Annotated in this window: 12 protein-coding genes and 1 pseudogene; 5 read left to right on the top strand and 8 right to left on the bottom strand. The window is 69.2% G+C overall.

Features of this window, described 5'->3' with window-relative positions; genetic code table 11:
* The first annotated feature begins 32 nt into the window (after positions 1–32).
* The 3 genes from lldR to dld are packed head-to-tail and all read left to right on the top strand — an operon-like array spanning position 33 to position 3740.
* On the top strand, positions 33–839 hold the full coding sequence (gene lldR, locus ACM14_RS06400; protein ID WP_063326343.1) for a transcriptional regulator LldR: 807 nt from the start codon (positions 33–35) through the stop codon (positions 837–839).
* 10 nt (positions 840–849) lie between these two features.
* Positions 850–1989 (top strand): FMN-dependent L-lactate dehydrogenase LldD, encoded by a 1140-nt coding sequence (gene lldD / locus ACM14_RS06405; RefSeq protein ID WP_065345660.1) that lies wholly within the window; start codon positions 850–852, stop codon positions 1987–1989.
* Positions 1986–3740 (top strand): D-lactate dehydrogenase, encoded by a 1755-nt coding sequence (gene dld, locus ACM14_RS06410; RefSeq protein ID WP_065345661.1) that lies wholly within the window; start codon positions 1986–1988, stop codon positions 3738–3740. Before lldD ends, dld begins: the two co-directional genes overlap by 4 nt.
* 19 nt (positions 3741–3759) lie before the next feature.
* Here dld and ACM14_RS32370 read toward each other — a convergent pair.
* From ACM14_RS32370 to ACM14_RS06435, 6 genes and pseudogenes are all read right to left on the bottom strand, one after another.
* A pseudogene (locus tag ACM14_RS32370) lies at positions 3760–3910 on the bottom strand (transcriptional regulator); the annotation flags it as partial.
* A 29-nt stretch (positions 3911–3939) separates the two neighbouring features.
* A complete protein-coding gene (locus tag ACM14_RS06415) occupies positions 3940–5493 on the bottom strand; it encodes a S41 family peptidase (RefSeq protein WP_254662006.1) in 1554 nt (517 codons plus the stop codon).
* A 162-nt stretch (positions 5494–5655) separates the two neighbouring features.
* The gene (locus ACM14_RS06420; RefSeq protein WP_065345663.1) at positions 5656–7164 is read right to left on the bottom strand and encodes an aldehyde dehydrogenase family protein; all 1509 of its coding nucleotides are present in this window, start codon (positions 7162–7164) and stop codon (positions 5656–5658) included.
* Between the two features lie 42 nt (positions 7165–7206).
* Positions 7207–8088, bottom strand: a complete 882-nt coding sequence (locus ACM14_RS06425) for a transporter (protein ID WP_065345664.1) — start codon at positions 8086–8088, stop codon at positions 7207–7209.
* A gap of 122 nt (positions 8089–8210) precedes the next feature.
* Positions 8211–10334, bottom strand: coding sequence for a PQQ-dependent dehydrogenase, methanol/ethanol family (locus ACM14_RS06430; protein ID WP_065345665.1), 2124 nt, complete (start codon positions 10332–10334; stop codon positions 8211–8213).
* Between the two features lie 142 nt (positions 10335–10476).
* Positions 10477–12696 carry a TonB-dependent receptor gene (locus ACM14_RS06435; protein ID WP_065345666.1) on the bottom strand — a complete coding sequence of 740 codons (2220 nt, stop codon included), beginning with the start codon at positions 12694–12696 and terminating at the stop codon, positions 10477–10479.
* Positions 12697–12821: 125 nt separating this feature from the next.
* Between ACM14_RS06435 and ACM14_RS06440 the strand changes: the two genes are divergently transcribed.
* Positions 12822–13988, top strand: coding sequence for a helix-turn-helix domain-containing protein (locus ACM14_RS06440; RefSeq protein ID WP_254662007.1), 1167 nt, complete (start codon positions 12822–12824; stop codon positions 13986–13988).
* A gap of 10 nt (positions 13989–13998) precedes the next feature.
* Here ACM14_RS06440 and ACM14_RS06445 read toward each other — a convergent pair whose 3' ends face one another.
* A complete protein-coding gene (locus ACM14_RS06445) occupies positions 13999–14916 on the bottom strand; it encodes a LysR substrate-binding domain-containing protein (RefSeq protein ID WP_065345668.1) in 918 nt (305 codons plus the stop codon).
* 105 nt (positions 14917–15021) lie between these two features.
* Between ACM14_RS06445 and eno the strand changes: the two genes are divergently transcribed.
* Positions 15022–16338, top strand: coding sequence for a phosphopyruvate hydratase (gene eno, locus ACM14_RS06450; protein WP_065345669.1), 1317 nt, complete (start codon positions 15022–15024; stop codon positions 16336–16338).
* Here eno and ACM14_RS06455 read toward each other — a convergent pair.
* Positions 16302–17252: a class I SAM-dependent methyltransferase gene (locus ACM14_RS06455; protein ID WP_065345670.1), complete on the bottom strand. Its 951-nt coding sequence runs from the start codon at positions 17250–17252 to the stop codon at positions 16302–16304. The genes eno and ACM14_RS06455 overlap by 37 nt on opposite strands.
* Positions 17253–17355: the final 103 nt, after the last annotated feature.

Genomic DNA, 17355 nt, shown 5'->3' on the forward strand with positions numbered 1-17355 from the left:
TGAATCACTGAAAACCAATTCTGAGAATCCCCATGCGCGTTGCCGATCAAGTTGTCGAGAAATTGCTTGCCCTGGTGCAGGCCAGCGGAGTGCAGCCCGGACAGCGGCTGCCCGCGGAACGGCAACTGGCGGCCGAGCTGGGAGTCTCGCGCACCTCGGTGCGCGAGGCCATACAGAAACTCACCAGCCAGGGCGTGCTGGCGGCGCGGCGCGGCGATGGCACTTACCTGCAGGAGCCGGCGCCGGCTGCCGAGCCTGCGGACTGGCTCAAGGACGCCATGCGGCCGCTGGCCGGCCTGATGGAGTCCGACTCCCACTACCGCTACGACGTGCTGGAAACCCGCCACGCGCTGGAGACCAGCACGGCCTGGCTGGCCGCCCAGCGCGCCACGGAGCGCGACAAGGACCATATCCAGCGCTGCTTCGAGGTGATGATCCAGCACCAGCAAAGCGGCCACGCCGAGCTGGCGGCGCGTGCCGATGCGCAGTTCCACCTGGCCATTGCCGAGGCCTCGCACAACCTGGTGCTGGTGCAGGTCATGCACAGCCTGTTCACCGTGGTGCTGTCCACGGTGGAGCGCAACCGCCACGACATGTTCCGCCTGAGCGCGCCCCAGACCCTGCAGGAGCTGACCGTGCAGCACCAGAGCCTCATGCAGGCCATCCTGGACGGCGACCCGCAGCGCGCCCGCGAATGCATCGGCGAGCACCTGGAGCATGTGCGCACCACCATCCAGCGCCTGGACGAGGACCGCGCGCGGCGCGAGCGCTCCATGCGGCTGCCTCTGGACGCCGCGCCCGCGCTGCTGCCCACTTCAGACCTGATACGAAAGACATGAGACACCCATCATGATCATCTCCTCCACCTCCGACTACCGCGCAGCGGCGCAAAAGCGCCTGCCGCCTTTCCTGTTCCACTACATCGACGGCGGCGCCTATGCCGAGCAGACGCTGCGCCGCAACGTGGAAGACCTGGCCGCCGTGGCGCTGCGCCAGCGCGTGCTCAAGGACATGAGCCGGCTGGACACCAGCATCGAGCTGTTCGGCGAGAAGCTGTCCATCCCCGTGGCGCTGTCGCCCGTGGGCCTGACGGGCATGTACCGCCGCCGCGGCGAGGTGCAGGCCGCGCGCGCGGCCGACGCCCATGGCATTCCTTTCACCATGTCCACGGTTTCGGTCTGCCCCATCGAAGAGGTGGCGCCCAAGATCAAGCGCCCCATGTGGTTCCAGCTCTATGTGCTCAAAGACCGGGGCTTCATGCAGAACGCGCTGGAGCGTGCCCAGGCGGCCGGCTGCTCCACCCTGGTCTTCACCGTGGACATGCCCGTGCCCGGCGCGCGCTACCGCGATGCGCATTCGGGCATGAGCGGCCCGAATGCCGCCATGCGCCGCTACTGGCAGTCGGTCACGCACCCGGCCTGGTCCATGGACGTGGGCCTGCTGGGCCGCCCGCATGACCTGGGCAACATCTCGGCCTACCGGGGCAGCCCCACGGGCCTGGCCGACTACATCGGCTGGCTGGGCGCCAACTTCGATCCCTCCATCTCCTGGAAGGACCTCGAATGGATACGCACCTTCTGGAAGGGGCCCATGGTCATCAAGGGCATCCTCGACCCTGAGGACGCCAAGGACGCCGTGCGCTTTGGCGCCGACGGCATCATCGTCTCCAACCATGGCGGCCGCCAGCTCGACGGCGTGCTGTCCTCGGCCCGCGCGCTGCCGGCCATTGCCGATGCGGTCAAGGGCCAGATCAAGATCCTGGCCGACTCCGGCATCCGCAACGGCCTGGACGTGGTGCGCGCCATCGCCCTGGGCGCCGACTGCGCCATGATCGGCCGCGCCTTCATCTACGCCCTGGCCACCTCCGGCGAGGCGGGCGTCAAGCACCTGCTGGAACTATTGGAGAAGGAAATGCGCGTGGCCATGACGCTGACCAGCGTGAGCAAGGTATCCGACATCACCGGCGACCTGCTGGTGCGCCAGCCATGAGCGCGCTGCAGACTCCGGTCGTCTCCCGCGAGGCCCTGCTGCTGCAGTTGCGCGAAGCCGTGGGCGCCGCCCATGTGCTCACCGACGACCAGGCCACGCGCCGCTTCCGCAAGGGCCACCGCACGGGCGAGGGCCCGGTGCTGGCCGTAGTGCGGCCCGCGACGCTGCTGGAGCAGTGGAAGGTGGTGCAGGCCGCCGTGGCGGCCGGGCGCATCGTCATCATGCAGGCCGCCAACACGGGCCTGACGGGCGGCTCCACGCCCGACGGCGCGGACTACGACCGCGAGATCGTGCTCATCAACACCTTGCGCATCACCGGCGTGCAGGTCATTGGCGGCGGCGCCCAGGTGGTCTGCCTGCCCGGCGCCACGCTGGACCGGCTGGAGCAGGCGCTGGCACCGCTGGGGCGCGAGCCGCATTCGGTGATCGGCTCGTCGTGCATCGGCGCCTCGGTGCTGGGCGGCATCTGCAACAACTCGGGCGGTGCCCTGGTGCGGCGCGGCCCGGCTTACACCGAGCTGGCGCTGTACGCGCGCGTCTGCGACGACGGCTCGCTGGAACTCGTCAACCACCTGGGCATCGCCCTGGGCCGCACGCCCGAGGAAATCCTCACGCGGCTGCAAAACGGCGACTACACCGAAGCCGACATCGCCCACGATGCGCAGCGCGCCGCCTCCGACCCGCGCTATGCCGAGGCCGTGCGCGCCGTGGACGAGGACACGCCCGCGCGCTTCAACGCCGACCCTTCGCGCCTGTTCGAGGCCTCGGGCTCGGCCGGCAAGCTGTGCCTGTTCGCCGTGCGGCTGGACACCTTTCCCAAGGAGCCCAGCACCGTCTTCTATATAGGCAGCAATGCGCCCGACGACCTCACGGCCGTGCGCCGCGAGCTGCTGACCGCGCTGCCGCGCCTGCCGATCGCGGGTGAGTACATCCACCGCACGGCCTACGACATCGGCGAGAAATACGGCAAGGACACCTTCCTGCTGATCGACCGCTTCGGCACGGCCAGGGTGCCGGCCGCCTTCGCCCTCAAGAGCCGCATGGACGGCTTCTTCGAGCGCTTCGGCCTGCGCGGCGTCACCGACTGCGTGATCCAGGTGCTGACCAACCTGCTGCCCAGCCACCTGCCCGCGCGCATGCGCCAGTGGCGCGACCGCTACGAGCACCACCTGCTGGTGCGCGTGTCCAACGACACGGCCGAGGCCACGCGTGAATTCCTCACGCGGCACTTCAGCGGCAGCACCACGGGCGGCTGGTTCGAGTGCGATGCCGACGAGGGGCGCAAGGCCTTCCTGCACCGCTTCGCCATCGCGGGCGCGGCCATCCGCTACCGCGAGGTGCATCGCGCCCAGGTCGAGGACATCGTGGCCCTGGACGTGGCCCTGCGCCGCAACGACCGCGAATGGGTGGAGCAACTGCCCGCCGAGGTCGAGCGCGACATGGTCCACAAGCTCTACTACGGCCACTTCTTCTGCCATGTCTTCCACCAGGACTACATCGTCAAGAAGGGCGTGGACCCGCTGGCCATGGAGCACCGCATGTGGGAACTGCTGGACGCACGCCGTGCCGAGTACCCGGCCGAGCACAACGTGGGCCACCTCTACGTGGCCAAGCCCGCGCTGGCGGGCTTCTACCGCGAACTGGACCCGACCAACACCTTCAACCCCGGCATAGGCCACACCTCGCGCAAGCTGGGCTGGGAGGAATGCTGCGACCGGCCGGGGGGATGGCCCAAGGGGTATTCGGAGTAGGGGGAAGCTGTGTGGGCAGGTACGCCAGGGCCAACTGGCGCATCACGATCCCCAGCTCTGCCGGGTCGCCATCGGCCAGGATGGCGTTGATGGTCTCGATGGCCATGGGCTATGACCGGATCGCTGCGGTACAGCTCGGCCATGGCGTCGTCATGGGACCTGCTTCGCATCATCCGATCTCCTCAAAGCCTGCCTCTGTTCAATCCAGCTGGATGTTTCCTGCCGTGGGCAGGATGCTGTCCAGCACCCAGGCCTGCACGGCGGCGGTGTCGGCAAGGTCGCCGTCGAAGACGAACTGCGGCAGGTAGGGCTTGCCCTCCTTGTCCTGGCGTCCGTGGTTCTTCCAGACCTTGAGGGGGACGCGGAACGTCACTGTGGGCGAAAGTGCCTTGTCGGCCACGTCGGTGTACTGCGTGTCCGTGCCGGTCATGCTGCCCGCGTGCACGATGCCCGAAATCTGCAGCGCCGCACTCACGAAATCCAGGCAGGCGCTCTGGCATTGGGCATCCGTGACCAGCACCAGCTTGCCCTTGAAGGGGTTTGCGCGTGCAGCGGCGGTGTCTTGCTGCAACTCCTTGTGCGTTTCATCGACCTGCGGCTGCTCGACAAAATCTTCCCCGCGCGATGCGGCATCCCCCATCAGCGAGGCCATCTGCTGTGTGAACTGGTAGACCAGGCTGCCGGCGCCTTCCGTGCGCAGGAGCTGTGTCCTGCGCTCTTCGAACGCCTCCAGGGCCATGGCGGAGACACGCCAGTAAGCCCTGGCTTGGGAGTGCTGCGTGGCGCCTGCCGTGATGGCATCTGTCAGCAGGGCCATCAGGATGCGGTAGCCGAGCAGGGAGTTGCCCCCGCCATTGCCGCGCACATCGAGCACCACGGCCTGCGCATCTCCTGCCTGCCGGATGCCCTCCAGCATTTTCTCGAAGGCGGCCATGGCCTTCTCGGACGATGGCATGAAGTTGGACGCTTGGACCCACTGCACTCCCGGTCGCACTTCCTTGATGCCCTGGCGCGGTGCCCGGGGCCGCGCCAGGGCACGGGCGTCCTTGTCGTCCAGCGGCTGCCATGCCAGGTTGAAACTCCGGATTTCGCCAGCGGCGGAGCGGGTCGTGCATTGACGCACCCTGAGCGGCTCCCACAGCGGGGCGCTGGGCGATTCGCGGGTCAGGTGCCATGCCAGATCGGACTTCGTTCCCTCCAGGTGCACGAGCCGGTTCACGAAGGGCGCCACTTTGTCAGTGAGCAGATCGTCGATGGGGATGCCGTCGCACGACAGTACCTGCTCCCCCACCTGCGGCGTATCGATCGGCCATTGCGCAGCGCGGCCCGAGACGCGGTAGCGGCCTGCCTGGCGCTGCACGGCCCAGCCTGCCCAGGTCGTGCGCACAGGCGTGGCGGCATGGTGGTTGCGCCATATGGCCAGATGGCCGTCCCGGTATCCGGTGGTGTAGAAGCGCAGCGCGGCAAAGGCCTGCTGCTCCGTGGCTGCGCGCCCAGCCAGCGCCATGGCCTGGTCGTATCCCTCGCTGAACCACTGGTGAAAAGCACTTGCGCCAGGGTCGAGAACGGCGGGATGTGCCTCCCGGATCATCTGGTGCATTCGCTGGATGTCGGCCACGGCGGTGTGGCTCCAGCGCGCTGCCTCCTGGCGGGCCTGTTCGGGCGTGGGCCTGTCGGCCTTGCCCCCGTCCTGCGCCTGGCAGGTCCAGGCGATGAAGAGCCATGACAGCCCTGCGATCCATCGACGATCCATGGTCTCCCTCTCTTTCTGTGCCGCACTGCAGGCGGCATGGCGTGGAAAGCGGGGAAGTGTGCAGGGGTGCGCAGTGAAAAGATATCGGAATGATCTGAATCCGTGCTTTCCGACAAGCCCCCGCTGCCGGCCTGCACAAAAGCTGCAGGCCGGCAGCAGCCCTCACAGATTGATGAACACCGACTTGGTCTCCAGATAGGCATCCAGCGCCGTGCGGCCCATGTCGCGGCCCATGCCGGACTGCTTGTAGCCGCCGAAGGGCATGCCCGGGTCCAGGGTGCTGTGGCAGTTGACCCAGACCGTGCCGGACTGGATCTTGGGGATCAGCCGGTGGACCTTGGACAGGTTGTTGGACCAGATGCTGGCGCCCAGGCCGTAGGGCGTGTCGTTGGCCCATGCGGCGACTTCGTCGAGGTCGTCATAGGGCATGGCCACGAGCACGGGGCCGAAGATTTCCTCGCGGGCCACGCGGTGGTCGTGCTGCACGCCGGTCATCACCGTGGGCTGCACGAAGTAGCCGCGCTGGCCTGAGCGGGCGCCGCCCGTCACCACCTCGGCGCCCTGGCTGCGGCCTATGTCGATGTAGCTGCAGACGCGCTCCATCTGCTCCTGCGAGACCAGCGGGCCCATCTGCGCGCTGGGGTCCAGGCCATGGCCCAGGGTGAGCTGGGCGGCCTGGTCGGCCACGTCGGCCACCACGCGGTCGAACATGCTCTTGTGCACGTACAGGCGCGAGCCCGCGCAGCAGACCTGGCCGTGGTTGAAGAAGATGGCATTGGCCGCACCCGCCGCCGCCGTGGCCGGGTCGCAGTCGTCCAGCACGATGACGGGGGACTTGCCGCCCAGCTCCAGCGTGATGCGCGTCATGTTGTCCATGCAGGCATGGCCGATGAGCTTGCCCACTTCGGTCGAGCCCGTGAAGCTGACCTTGTTGACCAGCGGGTGCGAGACCAGGGGCGCACCCGTGCCGGGGCCGTCGCCCGTGACCACGTTGAACACGCCGGGCGGAAAGCCCGCTTCCTGGATCAGCTCGGCCAGCATCAGCGCGGTCAGCGGCGTCTGCTCGGCGGGCTTGAGCACCAGGGTACAGCCGGCGGCCAGCGCGGGCGCCAGCTTCCAGGTGGCCATGAGCAGGGGGAAGTTCCAGGGCACGACGGCGGCTACCACGCCCACGGGCTCGCGCCGGGTGTAGGTGAACATCTGGGCCTCGGGCGCGAAGGGCACGGAGTGCTCGTGCGTCATGCCTTCGATCTTGGTGGCCCAGCCGGCCATGTAGCGGATGGAGTCGATGGCCATGGCGATGTCCACGGCGCGCGCAATGGCGGCGGATTTGCCGTTGTCCAGCGATTCGACCTCGGCCAGGGCCTGGGCATGGGTCTCCATGAGGTCGGCCAGGCGCAGCATCAGGCGCTCGCGCTCCACGGGGCGCATGCGGCCCCAGGGGCCCAGGTGCAGCGCGCGGTGGGCGGCGCGCACGGCCAGGTCCACGTCGGCCGGGCCGGCGCTGGCGACTTCGGCGATCACGGCCTCGGTGGCCGGGTTGACGGTGGACAGGCGCTGGCCGGTCTGCGCCGCCACCCATTGGCCGTCGATGAAGAGGTCATGCGTGCCCCGGTTGAGGAAGGCGCTGGCGCGCTCGGTGATCTGGTGCTGGATGTCGCTGAGGTTCATGGTGTGCTCCTTGGTGGTGGACAGGGGACAGGGGGTGTGGATTCAGAAAACCTGCAGCAGGCGCAGGTTGATGCGGGCGTTCTCCTTGAAGCCCTGGCGCACATGCAGGTCGCGGCCCACGGTGGCCAGCAACTGCGTCTTGGGCGCGACAAACACCGCGCCGCCGAAAGAGACCTTGGTGGTGGACTGGCGGTCGCCTTGCGACACGCCGTTGACCTGGGTCTCGCCGCCCGTCAGGTGCGACAGGCCCAGGCGCAGGTCCGAGGTATCCGACAGGTGGTAGCGCAGCAGGCCCTGGAACTGGAACTGCGCCTTTTGCTTGAGCGTGGCGCTGTGGGCGCCGAAGTCGTCGTTCTTGCCGAAGACGGTGACATCGGCCGCCAGGTCCATGGTCACGCTCTTGCCCAGCGGCTTGATCCAGCCGGCCTGCAGGGCGGCCTTCCAGCGGTTCTCGCCCAGGCTCAGCGGGTCGTTGCGGTTGTACTGGCCCGTGGGCAGCCAGACAAAGGGGGTGATGCCGAAGTGCTCCTTGTCGCCGGGCTTTGTCAGCCACAGGGTGGCGGCCAGCATCAGGTCGCCCACGCCGGTATTGCTGCCCATGGCCGCGATATCGCGCGAGGCCGACAGGCGCCCGAAGGGCAGCAGGAACTGCGGGTCGATCACATAGTCGCCCAGCTTCATGAAGTGCACGCCGCGCGCTATGCCGATGTCCGAGGTCAGCCTCGGCCGTATGGGCGCCTGCTCGCCATTGGCATAGAGGCTGTCCCGCGTGGCGTGCTGGTAATAGACCATGCCCAGCGTGGTGCCCGGAGGCAGGGCGGTGTAGTCGCCCGCGTCGATATCGACGGCGTGGGCATTGAAGGTGGCGCATGCGGCCATGGCTGCCAGGGCCAGGGATGCGCGGGTGAAGGGCTTGGATGGCATGGCGAAGAGTCCGGTCCGGAGTTTTCAGGCAAAGCCCTGCCCAGGCCTGCTGCAGGACAGCAGGGCCGGGGAGGTGCCTGTGGGGGTTGTGGGGGAGAGAGAGGAAGCGGGGCGGGAGCCGCTTACTTGGGCCGCACCGCGTCGGCCGTGCCCTGGATGAAGGCCTTGATCTTTTCCACGTCTTCCATGCTCAGCTTGCCCGTGAAGTCCGGCATGCCGCGCGACATGGCCGGGCCCTTGAAGATGAACTTGTCCAGGTGCTCGATATAGGCCGGGTCCAGGTAGCCCAGGTTGGGCAGGTTGCCGCCCCGGTCCACGCCGGGCACGCCGTGGCAGAAGGCGCAGTTGCTGACATACAGGGCCGTGCCTTCGGCCACCAGGCTCTTGTCGTAGGGCACGCCCTGCAGCAGCTTGCCCTGCTGGTAGGCGACGAAGGCAGGCGCCTCGGCCTTGCCGTCCAGCGCGAAGGTGTAGACCGTGCCCGGGCCCTTGCGCTCGGTGTGGCGCGCGGCCAGGCCGTAGACGCCGCCCCAGCCCACGGCGATGGAGACGTACTGCCGGCCATCGACCTCATAGGTGATGGGTGCGGCCACCACGCCCGTGCCCGTGGGCTTTTCCCAGAGCTTCTTGCCGTTGCGCGCGTCATAGGCTACGAAGCGGCCGTCGGCCGTGCCCTGGAACACCAGGTTGCCCGCCGTGGCCAGCGTGCCGCCGTTCCAGGGCGAGGCATGCTCCACGCGCCAGCGCTCCTTTTGCGCCACCGGGTCCCAGGCGATCAGACGGCCGAAGGGCGTGCTCTTGGGCGGCTCCATGTTGACCAGCGTGGCCGTGTTCCAGCCGATATTGCTGTGCGGCTCGGGCAGGGAGCCGCCGTTGAACTTCCAGTTCTTGTTGTCCTGCAGGGTCAGCGGCACATGCTGGGCCGGCAGGTAGGCCAGTCCCGTGTCGGGGCTGTAGGACATGGAATGCCAGTTGTGCGCGCCGAAGGGGCTGGGGATCACGTCGCGGGCGCGGTCGCCGCTGCGCGCAATCGGCGTCTCGATGGGCCGGCCCTTGGCGTCGTAGCCGCTGGCCCAGTTCACATCGACGAAGTTCTTGGCCGAGATGAACTGGCCGTTGGTGCGGTCGATGACGAAGAAGAAGCCGTTCTTGGGCGCATGCAGGATGACCTTGCGCGGCTTGCCGCCGATCTTGATGTCGGCCAGCACCATGGGCTGGGTGGAGGTGAAGTCCCAGCTGTCGCCCGGCGTTTCCTGGTAGTGCCAGACGTACTCGCCCGTATCGGGGTTCAGCGCCACGATGCTGGCCAGGTACAGGTTGTCGCCACCGGCCGGGCTGCGCTTGGCTTGCGCCCAGGGCGAGCCGTTGCCCGTGCCGATGTACATGAGGTTGAGCTCGGGGTCATAGGCCATGGTGTCCCAGGCCGTGCCGCCGCCACCGGCCTCCCACCACTTGCCGGCCGGGTCCCAGGTCTTGGCGGCGCGGGCCATGGCCTCGTTCTCGAACGGCTTGGACGGATCGCCTGGCACGGTGAACCAGCGCCACTGCTGCGCGCCGGTCTCGGCGTCATAGGCCGTGACATAGCCGCGCACCCCGTACTCGGCGCCGCCGTTGCCGATCAGCACCTTGCCCTTGATGACGCGCGGCGCGCCCGTGATGGTGTACGAGAAGGCGCGGTCGATGATGGTGTCCTGCTCCCAGACCTTCTGGCCCGTGGCCGCGTCCAGCGCCACCAGGCGGCCATCGAAGGCGCCCACATACACCTTGCCCTTGTAGACCGCCACGCCCCGGTTGACCACGTCGCAGCAGCCCTTGAAGCCGTTGGCGCGGTCCACGCCGGGGTCGTAGCTCCACAGGCGCTTGCCGGTGCGCACGTCCACCGCATGCACCACGCTCCAGCTGGCCGTGACGTACATGATTCCATCGACCACCACGGGCGTGGACTCCACGCCGCGCGTGGATTCCAGGTCATACGACCAGACCAGGCCCAGCCGCTTCACATTGGCCGTGTCCAGCTGCCTGAGTTTGGAAAAGCGCGTCTCGCTGTAGTCCATGCCGTAGCTGGGCCAGTCCTTGGAGCTGCGCGCGTTGTCGCGGATGCTCTGCGAGTCGATGCGCGAGGTGACGGCGCGTATGTGCTCGGGCGAGCCTTTGCTTGGCAGGCCTGCCTGTGCCAGCGCGGCTCCAGGCAGAGCCAGCACCAGGCCGGCGGCCAGCAGCGTGGAGGAAAGCACGTGGGTCTTCATGTTGTCTCGTCTCCTGTGTGGTTTGTTTTTGCGTGCATGGCGCTGGGGGCAAGGGCACCATGTGGGAGACGATAAAAAAAGCGGCCTCGGGTCACAACATTCGGACTTTCCCGGGGGCGGATGTGTACCGCCGTGGAACAGCTCAGAACGTCCGGCCGACCGTCACCCCGGCCGACAGCGCGCGTCCTGCACCCGGCTCGAAGTACCGCTGGTTGCCCTCGTTGACGATGACCGACCCTGCAAAGCGCCGGTCGAACAGGTTGTCCAGCCGCACAAAGGTCTGGGCACTCCACTGCTGCCATTGCCGTGACCAGCGCAGGCTGGAGCCCCAGACGGTGTAGCCGGCCGCGCGGTCGGTGTTGCGGTCGTTCACGGCCACGGGGCCGCTGTGCAGCATGTCCACGGTCCAGGTCCATTGCGGCGACAGCTGCCAGGCCAGCTCGCTCCACAGGCGGCGCGGCGCGGTGCCGGCCAGGCGCGCGCCGGCATCCACCGGGGCGGTGGGCGTGGTGCAGGGCGTGGCCTCGCAGGTCAGGAAGCTGTCGCGGTAGCGGGCCTGCAGCAGGGTCAGGGCGGTGCTGGCCGTGAGCGGCCCCCACTGGGCGTTGCCCGAGAATTCCAGCCCCCGGCGCAGCGTGCGGCCTGCGTTCTGGTAGGTGGCGCGCCCGCCCGTGTTGGACAGCACGGTGAGTTCGCGCTGGGTATGGGTCTCGAACAGCGTGAGGTTCCAGCCCGCGTTGCCGTGGCGCCCGCGCAGGCCGACCTCGACGGTGTTGTGGGCGCTGGCGGCCAGGCCGGTGTTCAGGCCGCTGTTCATGCCATTTTGGCCGCCGGGCCGGTAGGCCACTTCGTTGAGCGTGGGCGTTTCCATGCCCCGGCCCACCGATGCGTGGGCCACCAGGTCCGGCAGCAGGTTCACGCGCAGGCCCAGCGAGGGCAGCCAGCCGCGCCAGGCCATGCTGCCGCTGTCGTCGCCATTGCCGGCTGCGATGTAGTGGTCCTCGGAGCGGTAGCGCACGCGCGCCTGGCGCAGGCCGGCGCTCAGGCCCAGACTCTGCGTGCTCCACTCGGCCTGCAGGTAGGGGTCGGCGGAGCGCGCCTGGTTGCGTTCGTCGCGGCGCAGCCGGCCCTGCACGCCGAGCTGGCTGCCGATGAAGTTCTCGTAGCCGCGCCGGGTCTCGCCCTGCCAGTCGTAGGCCAGGCCCGCCGACCAGTCCAGCCGGCCGCCAGCCACATCCTCGTAGGTGCTGCGCCAGCGCAGGTTCATGCCCGCGTAGTCGCGGTCCAGGTCGATCACGCCGCCTGAATGCGAGGGCGGTGCCTGCGTGGCCACGGGAATGGACTGGTACTGCAGCACGGAGCGCGTACCCGCATAGGCCACGAGCTCCAGGCGCTGGCCCGCGCCGAACTGGTGCTGCCAGGCGGCGCCCAGCTGGCGCTGGCGTACGCTTTTGCGCGTATTGAAGCGCAGCGCGCTGGCCGTGGTCTGGCCGGGGTCGGCCTCGAACTCGGCGCGTGTCAGGCCCAGCGGGTCCTGGGCGCTGGCACGCTGCTCCTGGTACTGCAGCAGCCACTGGTCGTCGCCCTGTTTGCGTGACAGCTTCATGTGGGCCGTGCTGCGGTCGGCGGCCGATTGGGGGCGCATGCCGTCGGTGGCGAAGCGCTCGATGTGGATGGCATATCGCCAGGGGGCGGAGCCGCCATCCGCCTGGTCCGGCTTTCCGCCACCGATCGTGCCGCGCAGCTGGGTGGACAGGCGCCACAGCCCGTCCGGCCCCACGGCCATGCCGCTGCGCCACAGGCCGGGTTCCTCGCCATCTTCGGTGTACAGCAGCAGTGCGCCGCCTGCGCTGTTGCCGTAGAGCACGGCGGCCGGGCCGCGCACCACGTCCAGGCGCGCGGCGTTGCCCAGCGTGAAGTTGGCGGCCTGGCCCTGGCCGTCGGGCGCGCCTGCCGGAATGCCGTCCACGTACAGGCGCAGCCCGCGCACGCCAAAGGTGGAGCGCGCACCGAAGCCGCGCACCGAGATCTGCAGGTCCTGGGCGAAGTTCTGGCGGTTCAGCACCACCAGGCCCGGCACGCGCGCCAGGCTCTCGGACAGGTTGATCTGCATCTGCCCGTCTCGCAGCACGGCGCCTTCCACGCTGTCGATGGCGGCGGTGGCGCGCCACAGGTCGGGGCCGGCGCCGGGCTGGCTGGCCGTGATGACCACGGGGGCGAGCAGGGCCTCGCTGGAGTCCTGCGCTGCGTTTGCCGCGTGGGCGGGTAGCGCGTGCAAGGCGTGCAGCGTACAGGCCAGTGCGGCGCCCAGGGTGGACAGGGCGGGCCGGGTGTGTCTTGTGCTGTGTGGGGAGCGTGTCATTGCGGGCGGGCCTGTGGCGATGCCCGAGGTTACCGAGCCCGGCAATCCGTTCCAACACGGGTGATTTCCCTAGTGCTGTCCTGTGCCGTGGCGGAACAACAATCGCGGCAGTTTTGATGTCCGTCATGCAACAGCCGCCTCCCGCCCCACTGCCCTCCAACCCCTTCTATGCCACGCGCCAGGACCGGGTGGCGCTGGCGCGCGAGCGCTATTTCGAGCGCGGCGAGCGCCCCTCGGGCCTGGTGTCCGAGCCCGTGCTGCAGTCCTGGACGCGCTGCCTGGGCGCCAGCCGCAGCCCCGACGAGAAGATCAGCTTCGACCCGGTCAGCAAGATCCGCACGGCCACCTTGCTGACCCACAACCGCGCGCTGATCGAGGCGGCGCGCGACCCCATCGCCGAACTCGAGACCGTGATCGCGGGCAGCCAGGCGCGCGCCATGCTCACCTGCAGCGAGGGCGTGGTGCTGATCGCCTCGCGCCCCACGCCGGGCGACGGCCCGCTGCTGCTGACGGCCGCACGCGTGGGCGTGAACATCGCCGAGGATGCCGTGGGCACGGGCGCACCTGGCGTGGCCGTACGCACGGGCGAGGTCTGCCATGTGCGTGGCGGCGAGCATTTCTTTCGCTGCCTGGCCTCGCTGCACTGCGCGGCCGCGCCCGTGCGCGACGCCAGCGGGCGCACCGTGGCCATGCTGGACCTGAGCAGCGAGGCGGGCCCCTTTCGCTTCGACGCAGGCGCCATGGCCCACATGTACGCCACCTGCATCGAGAACCGGCTGCTGGTGGGCGCTGCCCGCATGCACCTGCTGCTGCGCTTCCAGTCCAGCCGCAGCATGTTCGGCACGCCGCTGGAAGGGCTGGCCGCCGTGGATGGCGAAGGCATGGTGCGCTGGTTCAACGGCGTGGGTGCCCAGTTGTTCGACAGCCCGCGCCGGCCCGCCGAGGGGCTGGCCGCAGAGGAAGTCTTCGGCCTGGGCCTGAACCAGTTGCTGGAGCTGGCCCACCACGGCCAGGCGCGCCCGCAGATGCTGCCCACGGGGCTGACGCTGTGGATGGAGGCGAGGCTGGATGAGGTATCTTCCCAGGTCGAGGAGGTGCTGCCGGCCATCGAGGCCCTGCCACCGCCCGCCGAGGCGCCGTCCGAGGCACCGTCTTCCCTGGGCGAGGCCAGCCGCGAGCTGATCGAGCAGGCCCTGGCCCGCTGCCAGGGCAATATCTCGCAGGCCGCCCGCATGCTGGGCGTCTCGCGCGGGCTGCTGTACCGGCGGCTGCGGGAGTGGGGCAGGGCTTAGGCCGTCTGGCCTATGCCGGCACGGCGGCCAGCGCGCCGCGCATCCATTCGATGAAGACCCCCGCCTGGGCCGGCAGCGCACGCCCTGCAGCGGGCACGGCGCGCAGGCCGCCCTCGAAGGGTACGAAGCCATGGAGCGCCACCAGCAGCCCCTCCTTGAGCTCGCGTGCGATCAGCCGCTGCTCCACCAGGGCAACGCCCAGGCCCGACAGTGCCGCCTCTATGCACAGGTGGGTGTGGGGGAACGCCAGCGTCTCGCCCAGGGCCACGGGCTGGCCCGTGAGGGCTTCCCACTGGTTCCAGGCGCTGGCCGTGTACTCATGTGCAATGCGCGCGCGATTGGCGGGCCGGCGCCGAGCATAGGCCGGCGTGCACACGGCGCCGAAGTGCACGGGCGCCAGTTCGATGGCGCGGCGGCGGTCGGCCTCGGCGTAGGTGGACAGGTCCCAGGCAATGATCAGGTCGGCGCCCTCGTGGCGCATCTCGCGCGCCGAGGTCATGGACAGGCGGATGCGGATATGCGGGTGGCTGCGGTAGAACACCGCCAGCTGCGGCACCAGCCAGCGCATGGCAAAGGTGGCGCTGCAGGCCACATGCAGCCCCGGCGCCTGACTGTCGCGCGCCAGCTGGGCATAGGCGGCCTCCAGCTGGTCGAAGGCCGTGCGCACCGAGGCATGGAAGGCGGCGCCGGCCTCGGTCAGGCGCAAACCCGTGCCTTCTTTCTCGAACAGCGCCGCGCCCGCGTGCTCCTGCAGCAGGCGCAGATGGCGGCTGATGGCACCGTGGCTGCGGCACAGTTCCTCGGCCGCGCGGGTCACCGAGCCGGTGCGGGCAATGGCCTCGAAGGCGCGCAGGGCGGCCAGCGGTGGCAGTTGTCTCATGGCAATCAATTCGTCAGAAAAGCTGACGCATGGGCAGAAAAACTGCATTGTCCCGCATCGCCGTGATTTCTAGCATGGAGGCCTGTTCATTGGAGTTGTGCAGGCTTGCCAGCTCCTTTGCACAGTTCAATTTCTTGACGAAAAGGAGTTTCCATGCAGATCACCGATATCGCGGCCCATGAGGCGCTGGACAGCCGGGGTCATCCCACCGTGGAGGTCGAGGTCGAGCTGGAGGACGGCGCGCGCGGCCTGGCCCTGGTGCCCTCGGGCGCCTCCACGGGGCGGCACGAGGCGCTGGAGCGGCGCGACGGCGATGCCTCGCGCCACCTGGGCAAGGGCGTGCTGGGGGCGGTGCAGGCCGTCAACACCGAGCTGCGCGATCTGCTGCGCGGCATGCGGGCCGACGCCCAGGGCCGCATCGACACGGCCATGATGGCGCTGGACGGCACGCCCGGCAAAAGCCGGCTGGGCGCCAACGCGCTGCTGGGCGTGTCGCTGGCCGTGGCCCGCGCGGCGGCGGCCAGCCAGCGCATGCCGCTGTGGCGGCACATGGGCGGCGCCCAGGCGCGCGTGCTGCCCGTGCCCATGATCAATGTCATCAACGGCGGCGCCCATGCCGACAATCCGCTGGACTTCCAGGAGTTCATGCTGCTGCCGGTGGGGGCGGACAGCTTCGGAGAGGCGCTGCGCATGGGCGCCGAGGTCTTCCACACGCTGCGCCATGCCCTCAAGTCCGCAGGCCACAGCGTCAACGTGGGCGACGAGGGCGGATTTGCGCCCGCCCTGCGCAGCGCGCCCGAGGCGCTGGACCACCTGATGGCCGCCATCGAGCGCGCCGGCCTGCGCCCCGGCAGGGACATCGCCCTGGCCCTGGACCCTGCCGCCAGTGAATTCCATGGCGAGGACGGCTACCGCTACGCGGGCGAGGGCCTGGTGCGCAGCCGCCAGCAGCAGGTGGACTACCTGGCGCAACTGGTGGAGCACTACCCCATCGTCTCCATCGAGGACGGCATGGCCGAGGACGATATCGAGGGCTGGCAGGCCCTGGGCCGGCGCCTGGGCGGACGCTGCCAGCTGGTGGGCGACGATGTGTTCTGCACGAACCCCGGCCTGTTCGAGGGCGGCATTGCCCGGGGCGTGGGCAACGCCATCCTGGTCAAGATCAACCAGATCGGCACGCTGACCGAAACCTGGGACGTGCTGCGCCTGGCGCATGGCGCGGGCTACGGCGTGGTGATGTCGCACCGCTCGGGCGAGACCGAGGACACCAGCATTGCCGACCTGGCCGTGGCGGCCCAGTGCGCCATGATCAAGACCGGCTCGCTGTCGCGCGCCGACCGCACGGCCAAGTACAACCGGCTGCTGCGCATCGAGCGCGAACTGGGCCCGGCCGCCGTCTATGCGGGGCGCCGTGCGCTCAAGGGCCGGGCGGGTCAGGAAGCCGTGTCGGCCGTGTCTGGTGCCTTGTAAACCAGCACCTTGAGACTGCGCTCGGCGTCGATGTCGGCGAAGGTGGCCGGGTTGGCCAGGCGCTCGACGAACTCCAGCTCGGGCGCCACTTCCTGCATCTGCGATGTCAGGAACTGCGTGCCCATCTCCGGCGCGTTCAGGCACAGCAGCACATGGCCGCCGGGGCGCAGCAGGTCGGGCAGGCGGCGCATCAGGCGGGCATAGTCCTTGGTGGCGACGAAGCTGCCCTTCTGGTAGCTGGGCGGGTCCACCACGATCAGGTGGTAGGGCCCGCCGCGCGTGATCTTGCCCCAGCTGCTGAAGATGTCGTGGGCCAGGAAGCTGGCGCCCGACAGATCGTTGAGCCGGTGGTTCTGCTGGCCCGTGGCCAGCGCGCCCTGGGCCATGTCCATGTTCATCACATGGCGCGCCCCGGCCTGCAGGGCCACCACCGAAAAGGCGCAGGTATAGGCGAACAGGTTGAGCACCTTGATGCCGTGGCGGTGCTCGGGATGGTTGGCGACATGCGCGTGCACCCAGCGCCGGCCTTCGGCCATGTCCAGGAACAGGCCGTGGTTCTGGCCGCGCAGCACCTGCACGCGGTAGCGCGTGCCGGCCTCGGTGACGATGTGGGGGTCCGGCACCTCGCCGGCCATGAGCCGCGTTTCGGCGGGCGCGGCGGGCTGGCGCAGCTGGTAGACCCAGTTCAGGGGCTGGTCCGGTGCCAGTTCGCGCCAGCGCAGTGACAGCGCCGTGCCGATGGAGGCCAGGGCGTCATCGTCCAGCGGCTGGAAGCTGGTGAGCACCAGCACGGGCGGGAAGGCGTCGAGCACCAGATGCTCGCAGCCCGGGTACAGGCCACCACGGCCGTGGAAGATGCGTTGGGCGTCGGAGGGCAGGGCCATCCGGGCGATGGCGTCGAGCAGGGCTTGCATGGGAGAGGCTGGATCTGGCAGGGGCGCCGGGTGTGCCGGGTGGAACCGTATGGGACCGTATGGTTCCAGGCAGGGGTCGACGAAAAGGTCTGCCAGTGTATGC

It is taken from the genome of Delftia sp. JD2 (genome assembly GCF_001682645.1).
GTDB lineage: Bacteria > Pseudomonadota > Gammaproteobacteria > Burkholderiales > Burkholderiaceae_C > Comamonas > Comamonas acidovorans.